The sequence below is a fragment of the Ferrovibrio sp. MS7 genome (genome assembly GCF_038404985.1).
Lineage (GTDB): Bacteria > Pseudomonadota > Alphaproteobacteria > Ferrovibrionales > Ferrovibrionaceae > Ferrovibrio > Ferrovibrio plantarum.
Map to the genome: position 1 here is coordinate 432,118 of NZ_JBBKBA010000003.1, position 17,362 is coordinate 449,479.

17 protein-coding genes are annotated in these 17,362 nt (G+C 62.7%); 8 read left to right on the forward strand and 9 right to left on the reverse strand.

Annotated features, from left to right (window positions below):
- Nucleotides 1-23 precede the first annotated feature (23 nt).
- Entirely contained in the window at nucleotides 24-1,064 is a 1,041-nt protein-coding gene (locus V6B08_RS20385) for an adenylate/guanylate cyclase domain-containing protein (RefSeq protein ID WP_341984410.1), read from the forward strand.
- Nucleotides 1,065-1,083: 19 nt separating this feature from the next.
- Nucleotides 1,084-2,352, forward strand: a complete 1,269-nt coding sequence (locus V6B08_RS20390; protein WP_341984412.1) for an MFS transporter — start codon at nucleotides 1,084-1,086, stop codon at nucleotides 2,350-2,352.
- A 47-nt stretch (nucleotides 2,353-2,399) separates the two neighbouring features.
- Here the strand turns inward: V6B08_RS20390 and V6B08_RS20395 are convergent, their stop codons facing one another.
- Complete coding sequence (locus V6B08_RS20395; protein WP_341984414.1) at nucleotides 2,400-3,710, reverse strand: UDP-glucose dehydrogenase family protein; 1,311 nt, start codon at nucleotides 3,708-3,710, stop codon at nucleotides 2,400-2,402.
- Nucleotides 3,711-3,735: 25 nt separating this feature from the next.
- On the reverse strand, nucleotides 3,736-4,614 hold the full coding sequence (gene galU, locus V6B08_RS20400) for a UTP--glucose-1-phosphate uridylyltransferase GalU (protein ID WP_341984416.1): 879 nt from the start codon (nucleotides 4,612-4,614) through the stop codon (nucleotides 3,736-3,738).
- 210 nt (nucleotides 4,615-4,824) lie between these two features.
- Between galU and V6B08_RS20405 the strand changes: the two genes are divergently transcribed.
- From V6B08_RS20405 to V6B08_RS20420, 4 genes are read left to right on the forward strand one after another with little or no spacing between them, the layout of a single operon-like run.
- A complete protein-coding gene (locus tag V6B08_RS20405; protein ID WP_341984417.1) occupies nucleotides 4,825-5,628 on the forward strand; it encodes an enoyl-CoA hydratase in 804 nt (267 codons plus the stop codon).
- A 9-nt stretch (nucleotides 5,629-5,637) separates the two neighbouring features.
- Nucleotides 5,638-6,120, forward strand: a complete 483-nt coding sequence (locus V6B08_RS20410) for a CoA-binding protein (protein ID WP_341984419.1) — start codon at nucleotides 5,638-5,640, stop codon at nucleotides 6,118-6,120.
- A gap of 5 nt (nucleotides 6,121-6,125) precedes the next feature.
- Complete coding sequence (locus tag V6B08_RS20415; protein WP_341984421.1) at nucleotides 6,126-7,445, forward strand: O-acetylhomoserine aminocarboxypropyltransferase; 1,320 nt, start codon at nucleotides 6,126-6,128, stop codon at nucleotides 7,443-7,445.
- A 3-nt stretch (nucleotides 7,446-7,448) separates the two neighbouring features.
- The gene (locus tag V6B08_RS20420) at nucleotides 7,449-8,096 is read left to right on the forward strand and encodes a hypothetical protein (RefSeq protein WP_341984423.1); all 648 of its coding nucleotides are present in this window, start codon (nucleotides 7,449-7,451) and stop codon (nucleotides 8,094-8,096) included.
- A 10-nt stretch (nucleotides 8,097-8,106) separates the two neighbouring features.
- Here V6B08_RS20420 and V6B08_RS20425 read toward each other — a convergent pair whose 3' ends face one another.
- Nucleotides 8,107-8,973, reverse strand: coding sequence for a helix-turn-helix domain-containing protein (locus V6B08_RS20425; protein ID WP_341984426.1), 867 nt, complete (start codon nucleotides 8,971-8,973; stop codon nucleotides 8,107-8,109).
- A 107-nt stretch (nucleotides 8,974-9,080) separates the two neighbouring features.
- On the opposite strand from V6B08_RS20425, the gene pobA reads away from it, so the two are divergent.
- Entirely contained in the window at nucleotides 9,081-10,262 is a 1,182-nt protein-coding gene (pobA, locus tag V6B08_RS20430; protein WP_341984428.1) for a 4-hydroxybenzoate 3-monooxygenase, read from the forward strand.
- Here pobA and V6B08_RS20435 read toward each other — a convergent pair whose 3' ends face one another.
- The 5 genes from V6B08_RS20435 to V6B08_RS20455 all read right to left on the reverse strand — a co-directional run bounded on the left by V6B08_RS20435 (nucleotide 10,263) and on the right by V6B08_RS20455 (nucleotide 15,342).
- Nucleotides 10,263-11,474, reverse strand: coding sequence for an MFS transporter (locus tag V6B08_RS20435; protein ID WP_341984430.1), 1,212 nt, complete (start codon nucleotides 11,472-11,474; stop codon nucleotides 10,263-10,265).
- A 93-nt stretch (nucleotides 11,475-11,567) separates the two neighbouring features.
- Nucleotides 11,568-11,894 carry a divalent-cation tolerance protein CutA gene (gene cutA / locus V6B08_RS20440; protein ID WP_341984432.1) on the reverse strand — a complete coding sequence of 109 codons (327 nt, stop codon included), beginning with the start codon at nucleotides 11,892-11,894 and terminating at the stop codon, nucleotides 11,568-11,570.
- Entirely contained in the window at nucleotides 11,887-12,888 is a 1,002-nt protein-coding gene (locus V6B08_RS20445) for a COX15/CtaA family protein (protein WP_341984434.1), read from the reverse strand. The genes cutA and V6B08_RS20445 overlap by 8 nt, the downstream gene beginning before the upstream one ends.
- 5 nt (nucleotides 12,889-12,893) lie before the next feature.
- Nucleotides 12,894-14,510 carry an AMP-binding protein gene (locus V6B08_RS20450; RefSeq protein WP_341984436.1) on the reverse strand — a complete coding sequence of 539 codons (1,617 nt, stop codon included), beginning with the start codon at nucleotides 14,508-14,510 and terminating at the stop codon, nucleotides 12,894-12,896.
- Between the two features lie 31 nt (nucleotides 14,511-14,541).
- Nucleotides 14,542-15,342 carry an undecaprenyl-diphosphate phosphatase gene (locus V6B08_RS20455; RefSeq protein ID WP_341984438.1) on the reverse strand — a complete coding sequence of 267 codons (801 nt, stop codon included), beginning with the start codon at nucleotides 15,340-15,342 and terminating at the stop codon, nucleotides 14,542-14,544.
- A 213-nt stretch (nucleotides 15,343-15,555) separates the two neighbouring features.
- Here V6B08_RS20455 and V6B08_RS20460 point away from each other — a divergent pair, with 213 nt between their 5' ends.
- On the forward strand, nucleotides 15,556-15,972 hold the full coding sequence (locus V6B08_RS20460) for a hypothetical protein (RefSeq protein ID WP_341984440.1): 417 nt from the start codon (nucleotides 15,556-15,558) through the stop codon (nucleotides 15,970-15,972).
- Here the strand turns inward: V6B08_RS20460 and thrS are convergent.
- Complete coding sequence (thrS, locus tag V6B08_RS20465) at nucleotides 15,969-17,156, reverse strand: threonine--tRNA ligase (protein ID WP_341984443.1); 1,188 nt, start codon at nucleotides 17,154-17,156, stop codon at nucleotides 15,969-15,971. The two genes, V6B08_RS20460 and thrS, sit on opposite strands and share 4 nt — an antisense overlap.
- Nucleotides 17,157-17,362: the final 206 nt, after the last annotated feature.

Genomic DNA, 17,362 nt, shown 5'->3' on the forward strand with positions numbered 1-17,362 from the left:
CTCGTTCGCGGAATGAACCAATAATGGCTCTTTCTACCCGCCGCCGCCGCCAGGTGCTGCTGCTGCTGCGCTTCATCGGCATCGGCAGCCTTGCCGGCGCGCTCTATGGCCTTGCCATCGATTCATCGCTTGGCGGCGATTCCGCCCGGCTTGGCTTCCTGCGCGGCCTGATCACCGGCGCCATGGTTACATTCGCGATTGCGGTTTTTGAAATCTTCTACGCTACCGGCCCCAGCGGCCAGGGCCTGCGCCGCCTGCCCTTCATGCGCGTGGCGCTGATCAAGACCGTACTCTACTCCTTCTTCATCGTTTCCCTGGATGGGCTCGGCAATGTGCTGGTGCCGATCGAGGACGCAGAACCGACCGGCTTCAACTCCGCGACGCTGATTACCCTGGTGGCGGCACTGGGCTTCACCTTCGTGGTCAACACGCTGATGCAGATCAACCTGCTGCTCGGTCGCCGCGTGCTGAAGAACTTCATCAAGGGTCGCTACCACCATCCGCGCCTGGAACAGCGCGTGTTCCTGTTCCTCGACATGCGCGGCTCCACCGCGATTGCCGAGCGCATCGGCGATATCGCCTTCCACAAGCTGCTGAACCAGTTCTTTTCCGACCTCGGCGAAGCGGTGGAAGATCATGAGGGCAGCATCGAGAAATATGTCGGCGACGAAATGATCGTCACCTGGCCGTCGCCTGTGAGCGATGCCCGTGCCGTCGCCACCATATTCGCTGCCCGTGACCTGTTGCAGCGCCGCGCCGCTTTCTACGCCGAGCGCCTGGGCGCTGTGCCGGATTTCCGTGCCGTGCTGCATGCCGGTCCGGTGGTGGTAGGCGAAATGGGCGATTTCAAGCGCGAGATCGCCCTGCTCGGTGATACCATCAACACCACGGCCAAGATCGAGCAATGGGCCAAGGGGGTGGAGCATACGGTTATCGCCAGCCGCGCCGCGCTCGACGCCATGGGTGCGCTGGAGGATGTAAAGGCCGTTCCGCTCGGTGCGCAGACGCTGCCAGGCAAGGCCCAGCCACTAGAACTTTTCGCTTTACAGTCAGAACAGAAATAACGCCGGGAAGAGAGTGATCATGAGTACATCGGTTCCGCTGGCATTCATCGCCGGGCGCGTGTTGCTGCCCTTCGCCTGCGGCTATTTCATGTCCTACCTGTTCCGCTCGGTGAACGCGGTGATCGCGCCGAACCTGCAACAGGATCTTAATATCGGCGCCGCCGATCTCGGCAGCCTGACCGCTGCCTATTTCATCATTTTTTCACTGGCACAGTTGCCGCTCGGTATCCTGCTTGACCGCTACGGGCCGCGCCGTGTGCAAGCTGCCTTGCTGCTTTTCGCCGCGCTCGGCGCCGGCGTGTTCGCCCTCGGCACGCAATTCTCGCATCTGTTCATCGGCCGCACCCTGATCGGCCTGGGCGTTGCCGGCGGCCTGATGAGCGCGATGAAAACCATTTCGCTGTGGCTGCCCGCTGAACGCTGGGCGCTGGCCAATGGCGTGTTCATGACCGCCGGCGGCCTCGGCGCACTCTGTGCCACGCTGCCGGTGGAATTGCTGGTGCAGTGGCTCGACTGGCGTGCCGTGTTCTGGATTCTCGCCGCCATGGTGACGGCGGCATCGGCGGCAATCTTCTTTGCCGTGCCGGAGAAACCCGGCTCGCATAGCGCGGCGGAAAGCCTGGGCAGCCAGTTGCGCGATTGCGGTCGCATCCTGGTCGACCGCCGCTTCTGGCGCATCGCGCCGGTTTCGATGCTGGGCATGGCCAGCGGCATGGCGATCCAGGGCTTATGGTCCGGGCCTTACCTGCGCGATGTCGGTGGCCTGGGCCGGCTTGAGGCCGCGGAATTACAGTTCATGCTGGCCGCTGCCTTAACGCTCGGCTTCACCCTCACCGGCATCGTTGCCGACCGGCTGCAGCGCTTTGGCATCAGCCTGCGCGCAACACTTTGCGCCGCAACGATGCTCTACGGCGTCACGCTGGTGATTCTGGCTGCCGGCTGGGCGCCGACCAGCCTGATCGTCTGGTGCGTGTTCGGCCTGCTGTGCAACACCACCGTATTGGCCTACCCGATCCTTAGCACGCAGTTCCCGGCGCAAGTCACCGGTCGCGTCAACACGCTGCTGAACGGCGTGGTATTCGGCTTCGCCTTCTTCGCCCAGGCCGGACTCGGCTGGATCATCGACCTGTGGCCGCGCCAGGCCAATGGCGGCTATCCGCCGGAAGCCTATACCTGGGCCTTCGGCATCCCGCTGGTGGCGATGCTGCTGGCGTTGCTGTGGTACATGGCGCCGGGGCGTACCAAAATGGATAGAGATGCGCGGATCAAGTCCGCGCATGACGACTGAAGAGTAAACACGTCATCCCCGGGCTTGACCCGGGGATCTCATGCCACTCACACGCTGGGCCGGCCGACGGAGTGATAGGTGAAGCCGGCCTGGCTCATCTCCTGCGGCTTGTAGATGTTACGCAGGTCGATCATCAGCGGCTGCTTCAGCAGGCGCTTCAGGCGGTCGAGATCGAGGGCGCGGAACTGGTTCCACTCGGTGATGATCACCACCGCGTCGGCACCTTCCACGGCCTGATACGGCCCTTCGCACCATTCCAGGCCGGAAAGCAGCTTCTTCGCCTCGCCCATGCCTTCCGGGTCATAGACGCGCAAGGCGGCACCCGCTGCCTGCAAGGCCGGCACAATCACCAGGCTGGGGCTGTCGCGCATGTCGTCGGTCTCGGGCTTGAAGGTCAGGCCCAGCACGGCAACGGTCTTGCCGGCCAGCTTGCCACCCATCGCCGCGATCACCTTCTCGGCCATGCGCTGCTTGCGCTTCTCGTTGATGTCCACCACGGTTTCGACGATGCGCAGCGGCGCATCATGCTTGCGGCCGGTGGCGACCAGCGCCTGGGTATCCTTCGGGAAGCAGGAGCCGCCATAGCCCGGGCCGGCATGCAGGAACTTGCCGCCGATGCGGCCATCCAGGCCGATGCCTTTGGCCACATCCTGCACATTCACGCCGGTCTTTTCGCAAAGATCGGCGATCTCGTTGATGAAGGTGATCTTGGTCGCCAGGAAGGCATTGGCGGCATACTTGATCAGTTCGGCGGTTTCGAGCTGGGTGAACAGGATCGGCGTTTCGTTGATATAGAGTGGCCGGTAGAGGCGGCGCAGCAGATCCTTCGCCCAGTCGCTCTCGGCGCCGCAGACCACGCGGTCCGGCCGCATGAAATCCTCGATGGCCGCACCCTCGCGCAGGAATTCCGGGTTCGACGCCATCTCGAATTCGGCATCCGGCCGGGTGGCGCGGATGATGCGCTCCACCTCGCGGCCCGTGCCCACCGGCACAGTGGACTTGGTGACGACCAGGGTGCGCCGCGTCATGCTTTCAGCGATCTCGCGCGCGGCAGCATAGACATAGCTCAAATCGGCCTCGCCATCGCCGCGCCGCGACGGCGTGCCGACGGCGATGAACACCGCCTCGGCCTCCGCCATGCCGGCGCGGATATCCTGGGTGAAGCTGAGCCGCCCGGCTTTCACATTGCGCGCCACCAGATCCTCGAGCCCCGGCTCGAAGATCGGGATCTCGCCGCGCTCCAGGGCTTCGATGCGCTCCGGATTCTTGTCGACACAAATCACCGTATGGCCGAATTCCGAGAAGCAGGCTCCCGAAACCAGGCCGACATAGCCGGTGCCGATCATCGCGACGCGCATCGTGTTACTCCCCCGGGGGTGACGCTTACAGCGTCTTGACTACTTCGCGCATGATGCGGGCCGCATCGGCGCGCAGGTCGGGCCGATCCAGCGCAAAGGCGATGTTGGCTTCAAGGAAGCCGATCTTGTCGCCGCAATCATAACGCTCGCCCTTGAAGCGCAGACCGTTGAACGGCAACTCGCCGATCATCTTGGCCAGGGCATCGGTAAGCTGGATTTCGCCGCCAGCGCCGCGCTGCACCTGATCCAGATAATCGAACACGCGCGGCTGCAGGATATAGCGGCCGATCACGGCGGTGGTGCTCGGCGCGGCAGCCGGTTCCGGCTTTTCCACCAGGCCCTTGACCTCGACCATGCGGCCTTCGCTCTTGCCCGGATCGACCACGCCATAGCGGCGAGTATGCTCGCGCGGCACTTCCATGGCGGCGATCATGTTGCCGCCGACCTCGTTATAGGCCTCGATCATCTGCGCCAGGCAGCCGGTGCGGGCCAGGATCAAGTCGTCCGCCAGCAGCACGGCGAAGGGTTCGTTGCCGACCAGCGACTTGGCACAGCGCACGGCATGACCCAGCCCCAGCGGCTCCATCTGGCGGGTATAGGCGACCTGGCCGGCCTGCGGCATCCAGCTATGGATCGCTTCCAGCAGGTCGCGCTTGCTGCGGTCACGCAGCACGTCTTCCAGTTCGTAGGAGCGGTCGAAATGGTCTTCGATCGCCTGCTTGCCACGGCCGGTGACGAAAATGAATTCCTCGATGCCGGCGGCCTTGGCCTCTTCCACCGCATATTGGATCAGCGGCTTGTCGACGACAGTGAGCATTTCCTTCGGCATCGACTTGGTGGCCGGCAGGAAGCGGGTGCCGAGGCCGCCGACGGGAAAGACGGCCTTGCGGATCGGACGAATCATGGGCGCGAGACTTTCGGGGTTGTTCGTGGTCAGGTTTTTACGCCGAGGCGGGTTCCCGTGCAACCGGGTGGCCGCGCCGACAGCCCCGGTTCTGCCCCCGCTTTGCGGCGGAATTACGACAAATTCCTTTTGATTTGAAGGCCTTTGAGGGGGGCGCCGGCTGGGCTATGATCCGCCTCCCCCGACCCGCCGTCGCCCAGGAGCTGCCCGATGTCCGCCGCCCTCGACCTCAGCCCGGATACAATTGTGCTGCGCGAGCAGGCCGCGCCGGGCGTGGTGCGCCTGACGCTGAACCGGCCCAAGGCCTATAACGCGCTGTCCTCCGACCTGATGCGGCAGTTGCAGGCGGAACTCGACGTCCTCCGCAATGACCGCGCCACCACGGTCGTGATCATCGCCGCCAGCGGCCCCGGCTTCTGCGCCGGCCACGACCTGAAGGAAGTGCGCGGCCTGCCGAACCGCAAGGCGATCGAAAACCTGTTCAAGCAATGCTCGACCCTGATGCAATCCATCGTGGCGTTGCCCAAGCCGGTGATCGCCCAGGTGCATGGCACTGCCAGCGCCGCCGGCTGCCAGTTGGTGGCGAGCTGCGACCTGGCCGTGGCCGCCGATACCGCCCGCTTCGCCACGCCGGGCGTGAATATCGGGTTGTTCTGCTCCACCCCGATGGTGGCCTTGTCGCGCAATGTCTCGAACAAGCAGGCCATGGAAATGCTGCTCACCGGCGAGCCGGCCAGCGCCCAGCATGCCCGCGAGATCGGCCTGATCAACCGCGTGGTGCCCGCCGCCGAGCTGGCCGATGCCACCCTGAAGCTGGCCGAGCTGATCGCCTCGAAATCGCCGCTGACACTCAAAATCGGCAAGGAAGCCTTCTACCGCCAGCGCGAATTGCCGCTGGCCCAGGCCTATGACTATGCCTCGCAGGTGATGACCGAGAATATGCTGATCCGCGATGCCGAGGAAGGCATCGACGCCTTTATCGAAAAGCGCATCCCCTGCTGGAAGGGCGAGTGAGTCCCGATCATGAATCACGATAGCTATAGCGAAGACTATATCCGCGGCATCCTGCGCAGCACGCAGGTGATCGCCATGGTGGGCGCCAGCGCCAACTGGAACCGGCCGTCCTATTTCGCGATGAAATACCTGCAGGCCAAGGGCTACCGCGTCATCCCGGTGAACCCGCGCGAAGTCGGCAAGGAAATCCTCGGCGAGAAGGTCTATGGAGCCTTGAGTGAAATTCCAGTGAAGGTTGACATGGTGGATTGCTTCCGCAATTCGGAAGCCATCCCGCCGATTGCCGACGAAGCAATCAAGATCGGCGCCAAGGTGCTGTGGATGCAGCTTGGCGTGCGCAACGACGAAGCAGCCGCCAAGGCGGAAGCCGCCGGGCTGAAGGTGGTGATGAATCGCTGCCCGAAGATCGAATATGGCCGCCTGTCGCTGGAAATCGGCTGGATGGGGGTGAATACCCGTGTCATCTCCGCCAAGAAGCAACGCCGGATCTGAGTGTCATGAGCAACAACACGAATCCCCCCTCCCCTAACAATCCCAACGCCTCGCCCTTCGGCTTCGACACCCTGCAGGTGCATGCCGGCACCTCGCCTGAGCCGAATACCGGCGCCCGCACCACGCCGATCTTCCAGACCACGGCCTATGTGTTCGACGACGTGGACCATGCCGCGTCGCTGTTCAACCTGCAGACCTTCGGCAACATCTATACCCGCCTCACCAACCCCACCACCGCCGTGCTGGAGCAGAAGGTGGCCGCCCTTGAGAATGCGCGCGCCGCCACCGCCGTGGCTTCCGGCCATGCGGCGCAGCTCATCGCCTGCCACATGCTGATGAATCCGGGCGATCATATCGTCGCCTCGCGCAAGCTCTATGGCGGCTCGATCACCCAGTTCACGCACAGCTTCAAGCGTTTCGACTGGCACGCGACCTTTGTCGATCCCGATGATATCGCCGGCTTTGCCGCCGCCATCACGCCCAAGACCAAGGCGATCTTCGTCGAAAGCCTGGCCAATCCGGGCGGCGTGATTTCCGATATCGAGGCTTTGGCAAAGGTAGCGCATGACGCCGGCATCCCGCTGATCGTCGATAACACCATGGCGACGCCCTATCTCTGCCGCCCGGTCGAATGGGGCGCCGATATCGTGCTGCATTCCGCCACCAAGTTCCTTGGCGGCCACGGCAACTCGATGGGCGGCGTGATCGTCGATGGCGGCAATTTCAACTGGGGCCAGAACGACAAATTCCCCCATGTCGCCGCCGCCACGCCGGCCTATCACGGCCTGAACTTCTACGAGACCTTCGGCGACATGGCCTTTGCCGTCGCCTGCCGCGCGGTGAGCTTGCGCGATCTCGGCCCGGCGATCTCGCCGTTCAATGCCTTCATGATCCTCACCGGCATGGAAACCCTGAGCCTGCGCATGCAGAAGCATTGCGCCAATGGCCAGGCGGTCGCCGAGTTCCTCTCCAAGCATCCCAAGGTGGCCTGGGTCAGCTATGCCGGCCTGCCCAGCGACCGCTATCACGCGCTGGCGAAGAAGTACCTGCCCAAGGGCGCCGGCTCGGTCTTCACCTTCGGCGTCAAGGGCGGCTATGCCGCCGGCACCAAGCTGGTGGAGACCGTGAAGCTGTGGTCACACCTCGCCAATATCGGCGATACCCGCAGCCTGATCATCCACCCCGCCTCCACCACGCACCGCCAGCTCACGCCCGAACAGCGCGCCGGTGCCGGTGCTGGCGACGACACCATCCGCCTGTCCGTGGGTATCGAGGATGTCGCCGACCTGATCAGCGATCTGGATGCGGGCCTGAACGCCGCCTGAACTATGCCTACGGACGAAGAAAAAACGGCCTTAAGAAGAAAAGTCAAAAGCATACGGCTGAGTTACAATACTATTTTAGACCGACTGGCTCGCCTAACCTCCTTTGCAAATGCGTTAGAAAGTGAAACTGAAGTAGATATAAACGAGCGACAAAAATCACTGTTTGTTGATGACATTATCGCACTAGCTATTAATGCACGCCGCTTCTTGTCTGATTTGGAAATGACAAAGGCATCACAAAAAGCACACGTTCCACTCTTAGGTTTTTATTTTAAACAGAATTACGAAGATGTTGATATTTATCCCAGCACAAAAACAATACCCATTTCTAGAATTCTAAATATCATTATCCATCATAAAGAACTTGTCATCTTTCGATCAAAGATGGATATCGTCGCAAAACTAATAATACGACCGCGCAACATCGAGAGCAGCGAACTCGACAGTTTTTTCCATATATACAATATAACTCAAAAGCTTCGGATGCAGAAAATTAAACCCATAATGAGCATCCAGTCTGACAAGCCTACAATGCTTGTTTTGCAAGTATCAGAATTTATAAGCGTCTTCTCTGAAGCCATCTTCACAAAGGCTATCGAACATTGTGAGGATCATGAAATTTTTCTAAATGATAATTGGGATGAATATTGATTAAAGCTTTTCAGGCTGAATCTTTCCTTGTTGAACGCCGCCTGAACTCGGTCGGCGTCATGCCGGCCTGCTTGGTGAAGAAGCGGGTGAAATAGGCCGGGTCCTGGAAGCCCAAGGAATAGGCCACTTCCTTCACACTCAGCAGCGTGAATGTCAGATCGCGCCGCGCTTCCACCAGCAGGCGCTGGTTGATCACGCCGAGCGCCGAGTGGCCGAGGCTGGCGCGGCAGACGCGGTTGAGATGCACCTCCGAAATGCCGAGCTTGCGGGCATAGAAGGCAACGCTGCGCTGCTCGCGATAATGCTGGTCCAGCAGGGCGCGGAAGGCGGCGGCATGGCGGTTCGGACTCAAGGCATCGGCATCGGCGGCCAGCACGCGGCCCAGCGTGATCAGCAACACGGTCAATTGCGCCTCGATCATGCCGACCCGGCTGACGCCTGAACCGGCATAATCGCTCACCACGGCCTGCACCGCCTGCGCTACGGCAGGGCTGGAATCCGCCGGCAACTCGATGATGCGCGATTGCGCCAGCAGCGGCCGCAATTGCGGCGCCAGGCCGGGAAATTGCAGCGCCTGGTCGGCCAGCAGCGTCAGCACATGGCCATCGGTATCGGGCGAGAAGCGGAAACCATGCACCACGCCCGGCATCACCAGCACCGCCACCGGCGGCTTCAGCGGCCGCCACACCTCGCCAATCAGGCAATCGGCGCGGCCCCGGGTCATGTTCAGAATCTGAAACAGGTTGGTATGGCGATGGGCGGCAATCTCCCAGTTGAAGCGCGACGACCGCGCCGGGATCGACTCGCAATGCAGCCAATCCGTGGGCTGATTCGAGCTTTTTTCGCCGTATAGCGCATAGGTCGGGACTTGCCGCATCCCCTCACTCCTCCCGTTTCATGTTCGGATTATCCAAGTTTTTGTTACATCCGTCCATCGCGCTGGAGCCCGCCGGAGCCTACCTTGGCCACAGCGGAGGAAACCACATGACGCTGCCCAAGCGTACCCAAGTCGCCATCATCGGCGCCGGGCCGGCCGGCCTGCTGCTCGGCCAGCTATTGCACAAGGCCGGCATCGACGCCGTGATCCTGGAATTACGCAGCGCCGACTACGTGCTGGGCCGCATCCGCGCCGGCGTGATCGAAACCGGCACAGTGGGACTGCTTGAGGAAGTCGGCTGCGCCGAGCGCCTGCACCGCGAGGGGCTGGTGCATGAGGGCGTCGAGATCAGCTTCGGCGGCGCCCGCCACCGCATCAATTTCCACCAGCTTGTCGGCCGCAGCGTCGTCGTCTATGGCCAGACCGAGATCACCCGCGACCTGATGGAAGCGCGCGCCGCCTCTGGCGCCCTCACCATCTACGAGGCCGAGGATGTAATACTGCATGATGTGACCACCGCCCGCCCCTATGTCACCTTCAAGAAGGATGGCGTGGTACAGCGCCTGGATTGCGATTTCATCGCCGGCTGCGATGGCTCGCATGGCGTCAGCCGCCGCAGCATCCCGGCCCATGTACAGCAGGTATTCGAACGCGCCTACCCATTCGGCTGGCTCGGCATCCTGGTCGACAAGCCGCCGGTCTCGGAAGAACTGATCTATGCCAACCACGAGCGCGGCTTCGCGCTCTGCTCGATGCGCTCCCATACGCGCAGCCGGCTGTATATCCAGTGCGACCTCGACGACAAGGTGGAGAACTGGTCCGACGCGCGGTTCTATGACGAGCTCAGCCAACGACTGGATGCCACCGCCGTGGCACGGCTGGAGCAAGGCGCTTCGATCGAAAAGAGCATCGCGCCGCTGCGCAGCTTCGTCGCCGAGCCGATGCGCTACGGCCAGCTCTTCCTGGCCGGCGATGCCGCCCATATCGTGCCACCGACCGGCGCCAAGGGCTTGAATCTCGCGGCCAGCGATGTGTTCTATCTCAGCCGCGCACTGATGGAATTCTACATCGAGAAGTCACCCGCCGGCATCGATGCCTATTCCGCCACGGCGCTCGCCCGGGTATGGAAGGCGGTGCGCTTCTCCTGGTGGATGACCAGCATGCTGCACCGCTTCCCCGACAGCAGCGGCTTCGAGCAGCGCATCCAGCACACCGAACTGGATTATCTTGTCAGTTCAGAGCATGCGCTGCGGGCGATGGCAGAGAATTACGCCGGCCTGCCCTACTAGTTACTCCGCTGCCTGGGCTTCCGGCGCAGCCGCCGCGGCATTGCCGTTATCCTTGGGCAGCAGCAGCGCGAAGGCACCGGCACCAATGGCGCAGCAGCCGAGTACGACGAACAGAATGTCCAGCGAGCCGGTGAACCGGTAGATCACCGGGATCATCGCCGCGCCGAGCGAGCCGACACCCAGGGTCAGCACGAATTTGGCGCCGAAGGCGCGGCCGCGCCATTGCGGCGGCGTATAGCGCGCCAGCAGCGAATTCTCCGCCGGCTGGCCCAGCACATTAAGGCCCACCATCAACGCCGCGACGCCGACCAGGGCCGGATGCACAGTGATCATGCCAATTGCGATCACCGGGATCTGCAGCCATTGCGCGCTGGCATAAACGCCGCGCAGCGAATAGCGGTCGGCGAGTTCGCCCCCCACCACCTGCAGCAAAGCCGAGAGCGTGTAGACCAGCGTGACCATGCCGCCGATGCCCAGCACCGAACCGCCAAGCGTGGCGCCAAGGCGTTCGTCGAACACCTTGGGCAGAGCAAAGGATGTTGCCTGGAAGGTCAGGCCGGTGCACAGCATGGTGGCCGACATCACCCAGAAAACGCGCCAGATATCCGCCTTCTCCGGCTGCGGCTGCGGCGACATATCCTCGCCGCGATCCAGCAGCAGATCGCTTTGCCGCGCCCAGACGAAGGCAAGGCCGATCACCAGGCAGACCAAGCCCGGCACGATGAAGGCAGCGCGCCAGCCGTAGAAATTCGCCAGCAGGCCGGCAACCAGGGCAGCGGAAGCCGTGCCGATGGAGCCGAACACGCCATTGATGCCAAGCGCACGGCCGCGATTGGCGGCATTGCGCACCAGCCAGGGAATACCGACCGGATGATAGATCGAGGCGAACAGGCCGATGCAGGCAAGGCCGAGGCAGAGGGAGAGCGGACCATCCGCGAAACCCGCCGCGATGGAACCGGCACCGACGCCAAGGAAGAACAACGCCATCATGCCCGAGGCGGACCATTTGTCGCCAAGCCAGCCGGCGGGCAGAGCCGCGGCGCCGAACAACACGCTCATCGGAATCGAGAGCGCAAACAGCGTGTCGTAGCTCATGCCCCATTCACGCTCGAGCACCAGCACCACGGTGGCGAAGAGCAAGGTGAACAGGTGGGAAAAGGTGTGCGCGACGCTGGAAAAGGCCAGCGTCAGGAAAGCGGCGTGTTTCTGCATGGGGAGCCCGGCTGATTCTTAGGCCTAGCCTACGCCTCCTGCCCGTCAGGACAAGCGGTAAAAATGCACCGCTACAATCTTACTGTGTCTGGCTTACTGTGTCTGCTCCGCCAGCCAGGCGCGGTAATCCGGGTTGCCGCCCGGCAGCACCGGCAGCGGCAGCACGCACGGCACGGTGTAAGAATGGGCCGCCTTGATCGCCGCGGTGGCAGCCTCCACCAGATTTGCCTGAGTCTTGAAGATCAGCACGATTTCATCGGCTTTTTCCAGCTTGCCCTGCCACCAATAGACCGAGCGCATGCCGGGCAGGATATTGGCGCAGGCGGCCAGCCGCTGCCCGACAACGGCCTCGGCAAGCGTCTCCGCCTCCGTCAGGGTCGGACAGGTGACATATAAAAAAACAATATCCGCTTCAGCCATGGCGGCGTGCCTTGCCATGCCACAGCATGATGCCGCCCATCAGCACCAGCAGGGCGCCGAACTGGTGCAGCGCCCCCAGCGAAACCGGCACATGCGCCAGCAGCGTGGCAATGCCCAAGCAGACCTGCAGAAGCACCATGCCGAGCAGCATATGACGGGCGCCATTGCTCACCCGGCCGGCATAGCGGACCCAGATCAGGATGGCAAAAGCGAGCACGGCATAGGCCAGCATGCGATGCTGGAACTGCACGGTGAGTGCATTCTCGAAGATGTTGTGCCACAGCGGCGTCATGATGCCGAGACCATCGGGAATGAACTTGCCTTCCATCAGCGGCCAGGTGTTATGCGCCAGGCCGGCATTCATGCCGGCGACCAGGCCACCGGAAAGAATCTGAAGATAGACCAGCGCAACAAACAGGATCGCCAGGCCGCCACCGGCCGGGCTCTGCATGCGCGAGCCGCGCGCCATCGAGAGCACGCCCCAGAGCAGGTAAGCAAAGATCAGGAAGGCCAGACCGAGATGCATGGTGAGGCGGTAATGGCTGACATCGGGATGATCGATCAGGCCGCTGGCGACCATGAACCAGCCAACGCCGCCCTGGGCGCCGCCGAGCAGCAGCATCAGCACCAGATGCAGATGCATGCCGGCCGGAATCTGGCGCCGGATCCAGAACCACAGCAGCGGCAGCGCGAAGGCAACGCCGATCAGGCGGCCGAGCAGGCGATGGATATATTCAAACCAGTAGATTTCCTTGAAGCCGGCGAGATCCATGCCGAGGTTGATCTTCTGGTATTCCGGGAATTGCTTGTACTTCTCGAACTCGGCCATCCAGGCGGCTTCGGAAAGCGGCGGCAGCCAGCCGGTGACCGGCCGCCATTCCACCATGGAGAGGCCGGAATTGGTCAGCCGCGTCAGGCCACCAATCACCACCATCAGGGCGACAAGCCCCGCGACGATAGCCAGCCAGCGTGCCAGATGCTTTTGTGTCGTCATATCCCTCACCGCTTCTTGCGCGCCCGCAGGTCGATGATGCCAGGGCGCTGCCTGGGATCCTCGCCAGGGCGGAAAATCTGCGTCTTCTGTACCTTCTGGGTGCCGGTAGTCGGCAATGCGTCGACAAACAGCAGCCAGCCTGGCGCCTTGAAATAGGCCAGCCTTTCGTTGCACCAGGCAAAAAGCTGTTCTGCCAGGGCCTCGTTGGCCTTGGTTCCGGGCATCGCCACGATGCAGGCCAACACCTCTTCCTCGCGGATTTCATCCGGCACCGCCAGCACCGCCACCTGTGCCACGGCGTCATGCGCCTGCAGCACCGCCTCGATCTCGGCGGCGGCGATATTCTCACCCGCGCGACGGATGATATTCTTCATGCGGTCGACGAAATACAGCATCCCGTCATCGCCCATGCGCACCGCATCGCCGGTATGGAACCAGCCGCCCTTCCAGGCTTCCTCGGTGGCCTCAGGGTTCTTGAGATAGCCGCCATAGAAGCCACGGCGCGGGTCGGCGGCTGAATGGCGCACCAGCAACTGGCCTTCCTCGCCGCGTGGCACTTCCACATCATTGGCATCCACCACCTTGGCTTCCAGGCCGGCGACCGGCTTGCCGAAGGCGCGCGTGTCGATGCGGCGCGGCTCGAAATTATCGGCCAGGATGCGCCCGGTCTCGGTCATGCCCCAGACCTCGACCAGTGGGAAGCCAAAGCGATCCTCGAACGGCTTGTGCAACAAAGGCTCGACCCCGGCACCAAGGCCAAAGCGGACACAATGCTGGCGCTCAATATCGCTCTGTGGCTGGTTCAGCAGCAAGGGCGGCACCACGCCGAGGTAATGGATGACGGTGGCGCGGGTCTGCACCACTTCGGGCCACCAGCGGGTCGGGCTGAAACGCTCCGGCAGGATCAGGCAATTACCGGTGAGGATGGCACAGGTCACCGTGATCGCCAGATGGTTCATGTGGAACAGCGGCAACGGATTATAGAAACGCTCCTCGCCTAGCCGCAGGCTCATCACGCCGCCGATATCGCGATACCAGGCGCCGGCATTGAGAAAATAATAGTTGGTCAGCACGCAGCCCTTGGGCCGCCCGGTGGTGCCGGAGGTATAGAGCAAACCGGCTTCGGTCTGCTGGCCAGGCACGCCTTCGCCCGGCGGCGTCGCCGGCTTCGGCAGTTTGGCCGGCATCTTCAGGCCGTTCACCACCGGCAGCGGCTTCTCAGGACGGTCGGCGGCAACCCGCTCCAGATCGGCGATGCGGCCCGGCAGCACCACGGCAAGATCGGCTTCCGAATGCTGCATCTGGTAGAGCATTTCGTCATGCCGGTAATCCGGATTGACCGGCACGATGCCGACGCCGAGTGCATTCAATGCCAGATAATGGAAAAAGAATTCCGGCCGCATCTCCAGCAGCAAGGCCACGCGATGCCCCAACCCGTAGCCCGCTGCCTTGTACAGCGCCTTCATCGCCTCCACATGCACGCTCACTTCGGCGAAGGTCAGCTCGACGCCCTGCGGCCAGTAATCGCGGTCAGCGCGCGCCGCCAGGCAGAGGAAGGCATGGCCGGGATGCGTCTTGATGGTGGCGGCGAAGGCTTCATGGACCGAAGCGGGCAAACTCATCGGGCGGTTCCTCTGCTTTTCTTGTTTTTGTCTAGCGCAGGAACAATAGCACAAGCATGCCCGCGCCCAAGAGGATGCGGTAATAGGCGAAGGGCGCGAAGCCGTAGCGGTTGATGAAGCCGATCACCGCCCGCACCACCAGCAGCGCGCTGGCGAAGGCGACCAGGAAACCCAGCCCGATGACGCCGCCATCCTTGAGGCTGAGCCCCTGCCAGTTCTTCATCAGGTCGTAGGCGGTGGCGGCGGCCATGGTCGGCATGGCGAGGAAGAAACTGAATTCGGCGGCGGCGGCGCGCTGCACGCCAAGCAGCCGCGCACCGATGATGGTGGCGCCCGAACGCGATACGCCAGGGATCATCGCCAGACACTGGATGAAGCCGATCTTCAGCGACAGGCGGAAACGGAAATCATCGACGCTGGCGATTTCGCCCTCGCCAGCAAACCGCTCCACCGCCAGGATGATAAAGCCGCCAACAATCAGCGCCACCGAAACGACCCAAGGGTTGAACAGCACGCCCTTGATAAAGCCATGGGCGAAGAAGCCGATCACCATGGCCGGCAGGAAGGCGAAGAGCAGGTTCACCGTGAAGCGGTTAGCGCGGTCGTCTCTCCCCAAGCCGCGCAGCGTGTCATAGAGCCGGCGCCAGTAGACCAGACAGACCGCCAGGATGGCGCCCAACTGGATGGCAATCTCGAACACCTTGCCGGGCGGCCCTTCGAAACCGAGCAGGTCACCGAGCAGGATCAGATGGCCGGTGGAGGAAACCGGGATGAACTCAGTGAGCCCTTCCACCAGGCCCAGCAGCAGCACCTTGAGATAGAGGCTGTCCATGATCCGTCCACACCCTGATTCCGGACCGCCATTCAGCCAGATTCGGCAGCTTTCGTCGCCTGCTCCGGCGCGCGACACGCGGTCGCGGCGACGGGAACATAAAAAGAACTTTACTGCGTCAAGCGATGCTGTCTTGCCCCGCAAGGCGTGATTCACTATGAAGGCCACGGCAACCCCTGGCATAGTGGATAAGGCCGGGTCAGGAGAGATGGAATGTTTGGCTTTCTGTTCGGGAAGAAAAAGAAAAGCGCCAGCGGCCAGCCGCTGATCCCGATGGAGCATGAGATTTCCATGACCGTGATCGGCGAGAAGTCGGTCACCATCGTCAAGGCGCCCTTTGCGGCAACCCAGACCGACGATATCGCCCGCGTTGCCATGCGCTACTACCTGCGCGCTTTCCCCAACACCACGCCGGTGATGGTGACCTTCGACCCGATGGACCCGGATCAGCGCGCCATCTTCATCGGCCCGCGCGATTTCACTCAAGTTTTGCAGCAATACCAGATCGGCGATTTCAAGTTCGCCACCGTACGGGTCGACGTACCCTTCATCCCGTGGTTCCTGAAGCCCGACACCGAAAAGAAGGACGGCGAAGGCGACGCCGCCGAGGGCGAAAAGAAGGCCGATTAGCCCCCGCCCATGGTTCCAAGCCGGGCAACCGCAGCCGCCCGGCTCATCACGCTCACGGCGCCATCCGCTTCGCGCCAGGCCACCTCGCCTTGCTGCATTTCCGCCGCGCCTACCACCAGCAGCACCGGGATATGCTGGGCATGGGCATCATGCAGCTTCTGACTCAGGCGCTCGGGCCGCAGATCCGCAACGGCACGAAAACCCGCTTCCTCCAGTGCCGCCGCCACCTCATCCGCATACTCGGCCTGATCCGGCTTGATACTGGCCACCAGCACCTGCTCCGGCGCCAGCCAGAAGGGCAGCTTGCCTTCGTAATGCTCCAGCAGCATGCCGATAAAGCGCTCCATGCTGCCAAGCACGGCGTGATGGATCATCACCGGGCGGCGGCGCTGATTGTCGCTGTCGACATACTCAACATCCAGCCGCTCGGGCAGCACGAAATCGAGCTGCACCGTACCGCATTGCCAATCGCGGCCGCGCGCATCCCGCAGGATGAAATCCAGCTTCGGGCCATAGAAGGCGCCCTCGCCCGGCTGCTCGATGCAGTTCAGCCCTGCCGAGCGCGCGGCTTCAGCCAGCGCCGCCTCGGCACGATCCCATAGCGCATCGTCACCGGCGCGGCTCTGGGGCCGCGTCGAGAAACCGACGCGGAAATCGGGAAAGCCGAAATCGCCGTAGACCTGGCACAGCATGCGGGCGAAATTCGCCACCTCCTGCACGATCTGATCCTCGCGGCAGAAGATATGTGCATCATCCTGCACAAAGGCGCGCGTGCGCATCAGGCCCTGCAAGGCGCCGGATGGCTCGTTGCGGTGGCAGGCACCGAATTCGGCGAAGCGCAGCGGCAATTCACGGAAGGATCGCACCCGCTTGCGGAAAACCTGCACATGGCAGGGACAACTCATCGGCTTGAGCGCGAAAGGCCGGTGGCCATCATCCAGCGCGAACATGTTGTCGCCGAACTTCTCCCAATGGCCGCTCTGTTCCCAGAGCGAGCGCGCCAGCATTTGCGGCGTGCGGATTTCGCGGAAACCCGCCTGGCGCATGCGGCGACGGATATATTCCTCGATCACGCGATAGAGCGCGAAGCCGCGCGGATGCCAGAAGATCATGCCGGGCCCTTCCTCCTGCTGGTGGAAGAGATCAAGGCGGTTGCCGATAGCACGGTGGTCGTTGTGGTCCATGGGTGTCTCCATTCGTGAAATGCCGGGACGGAGACCCCGAACAAAACCAAGGCCCCGTCGTTGCCGGCGGGGCCTGTGGGTTGGTTTATGCGGCGTGTATCAGGCGCGCAAGCGACCAGTCCCCAGTCCGCCAAAGCGGATAGTGGTGGTGGTGGTCGCGGTGGTGTTGCGGCGTGAATGCAGCATGGCGCGGGGTTTTACGCGCG

Coding starts and splice junctions, on each gene's coding strand:
- V6B08_RS20385 (WP_341984410.1), top strand. CDS start 24: ATGGCTCTTTCTACCCGCCGCCGCCGCCAGGTGCTGCTGCTGCTGCGC.
- V6B08_RS20390 (WP_341984412.1), top strand. CDS start 1,084: ATGAGTACATCGGTTCCGCTGGCATTCATCGCCGGGCGCGTGTTGCTG.
- V6B08_RS20395 (WP_341984414.1), bottom strand. CDS start 3,710: ATGCGCGTCGCGATGATCGGCACCGGCTATGTCGGCCTGGTTTCGGGA.
- galU (WP_341984416.1), bottom strand. CDS start 4,614: ATGATTCGTCCGATCCGCAAGGCCGTCTTTCCCGTCGGCGGCCTCGGC.
- V6B08_RS20405 (WP_341984417.1), top strand. CDS start 4,825: ATGTCCGCCGCCCTCGACCTCAGCCCGGATACAATTGTGCTGCGCGAG.
- V6B08_RS20410 (WP_341984419.1), top strand. CDS start 5,638: ATGAATCACGATAGCTATAGCGAAGACTATATCCGCGGCATCCTGCGC.
- V6B08_RS20415 (WP_341984421.1), top strand. CDS start 6,126: ATGAGCAACAACACGAATCCCCCCTCCCCTAACAATCCCAACGCCTCG.
- V6B08_RS20420 (WP_341984423.1), top strand. CDS start 7,449: ATGCCTACGGACGAAGAAAAAACGGCCTTAAGAAGAAAAGTCAAAAGC.
- V6B08_RS20425 (WP_341984426.1), bottom strand. CDS start 8,973: ATGCGGCAAGTCCCGACCTATGCGCTATACGGCGAAAAAAGCTCGAAT.
- pobA (WP_341984428.1), top strand. CDS start 9,081: ATGACGCTGCCCAAGCGTACCCAAGTCGCCATCATCGGCGCCGGGCCG.
- V6B08_RS20435 (WP_341984430.1), bottom strand. CDS start 11,474: ATGCAGAAACACGCCGCTTTCCTGACGCTGGCCTTTTCCAGCGTCGCG.
- cutA (WP_341984432.1), bottom strand. CDS start 11,894: ATGGCTGAAGCGGATATTGTTTTTTTATATGTCACCTGTCCGACCCTG.
- V6B08_RS20445 (WP_341984434.1), bottom strand. CDS start 12,888: ATGACGACACAAAAGCATCTGGCACGCTGGCTGGCTATCGTCGCGGGG.
- V6B08_RS20450 (WP_341984436.1), bottom strand. CDS start 14,510: ATGAGTTTGCCCGCTTCGGTCCATGAAGCCTTCGCCGCCACCATCAAG.
- V6B08_RS20455 (WP_341984438.1), bottom strand. CDS start 15,342: ATGGACAGCCTCTATCTCAAGGTGCTGCTGCTGGGCCTGGTGGAAGGG.
- V6B08_RS20460 (WP_341984440.1), top strand. CDS start 15,556: ATGTTTGGCTTTCTGTTCGGGAAGAAAAAGAAAAGCGCCAGCGGCCAG.
- thrS (WP_341984443.1), bottom strand. CDS start 17,156: ATGGACCACAACGACCACCGTGCTATCGGCAACCGCCTTGATCTCTTC.